Origin of the sequence: Microbacterium halotolerans (genome assembly GCF_003569805.1) — a bacterium.
GTDB classification, from domain to species: domain Bacteria; phylum Actinomycetota; class Actinomycetes; order Actinomycetales; family Microbacteriaceae; genus Microbacterium; species Microbacterium halotolerans.
Genome location: NZ_QVLP01000022.1, coordinates 1 through 1476, shown reverse-complemented (window position 1 = coordinate 1476; position 1476 = coordinate 1). Strand labels below are relative to the sequence as shown.

At 55.1% G+C, this 1476-nt stretch carries 1 rRNA gene; it reads right to left on the bottom strand.

Annotated features, from left to right (window positions below):
- A 23S ribosomal RNA gene (locus tag DZG09_RS16435) occupies positions 1 to 1240 on the bottom strand; the annotation flags it as partial.
- Between the last annotated feature and the right edge of the window lie 236 nt (positions 1241 to 1476).

The window sequence follows — 1476 nt, the reverse complement described above, 5'->3', positions numbered from 1 at the left end:
TGCTTGAGCCCCGCTAAATTGTCGGCGCGGAATCACTTGACCAGTGAGCTATTACGCACTCTTTCAAGGGTGGCTGCTTCTAAGCCAACCTCCTGGTTGTCACAGCAACTCCACATCCTTTTCCACTTAGCACACGCTTAGGGACCTTAGTTGGCGATCTGGGTTGTTTCCCTCTCGACTATGAAGCTTATCCCCCACAGTCTCACTGCTGCGCTCTCACTTACCGGCATTCGGAGTTTGGCTGACGTCAGTAACCCGTTGAGGCCCATCGGCCATCCAGTAGCTCTACCTCCGGCAAGAAACACGCAACGCTGCACCTAAATGCATTTCGGAGAGAACCAGCTATCACGAAGTTTGATTGGCCTTTCACCCCTATCCACAGCTCATCCCCTCAGTTTTCAACCTAAGTGGGTTCGGCCCTCCACGACGTCTTACCGTCGCTTCAGCCTGGCCATGGATAGATCACTTCGCTTCGGGTCTAGAACACGCGACTCAAACGCCCTATTCAGACTCGCTTTCGCTACGGCTACCCCACACGGGTTAACCTCGCCACGTATCACTAACTCGCAGGCTCATTCTTCAAAAGGCACGCCGTCACAACAATTAAAGTCGCTCCGACGGTTTGTAAGCAAACGGTTTCAGGTACTATTTCACTCCCCTCCCGGGGTACTTTTCACCTTTCCCTCACGGTACTTGTCCGCTATCGGTCATCTGGGAGTATTTAGGCTTATCAGGTGGTCCTGACAGATTCACACCGGATTTCACGGGCCCGGTGCTACTCGGGAACACTCGTAACGCGAGAACACATGTTTCGACTACGGGACTCACACCCTCTCCGGCCGGCCATTCAAAACCGTTCGTCTACACGCTTCTCTAACGCCACCCCTGCGGCAGCAGGAGAACACAAGGTCCCACAACCCCGAACATGCAACACCTGCCGGCTATCACACACACTCGGTTTAGCCTCATCCGCGTTCGCTCGCCACTACTAACGGAATCACTATTGTTTTCTCTTCCTGTGGGTACTGAGATGTTTCACTTCCCCACGTTCCCTCTACCCGCCCTATATATTCAGGCGGGAGTCACCAGGACACACGAATGCGCCTGGCGGGGTTTCCCCATTCGGACATCCACGGATCACAGCTCGCTTATCAGCTCCCCGAGGCTTATCGCAGATTGCTACGTCCTTCTTCGGCTCCAGATGCCAAGGCATCCACCGTTTGCTCTTAAAGACTTACAAAATCACATGAGCCACCAACCACAAGGGTCGGTGACGCTCTCTTTAAGATGCTCGCGTCCACTGTGTAGTTCTCAAAGTACGGGCGGTGCCCACCCCGCAACCCCCAACCGGGAGCGCAAAAGCGGGCCCAACAAGAAACCAAGCCCCAAGGCCCGGTCCCTCAGGACCCAACAGCGTGCAGCCACCGCCCCCGGACGACACCACGTTCCAGCCCCTCCCGAAGAAGAGACGTACTA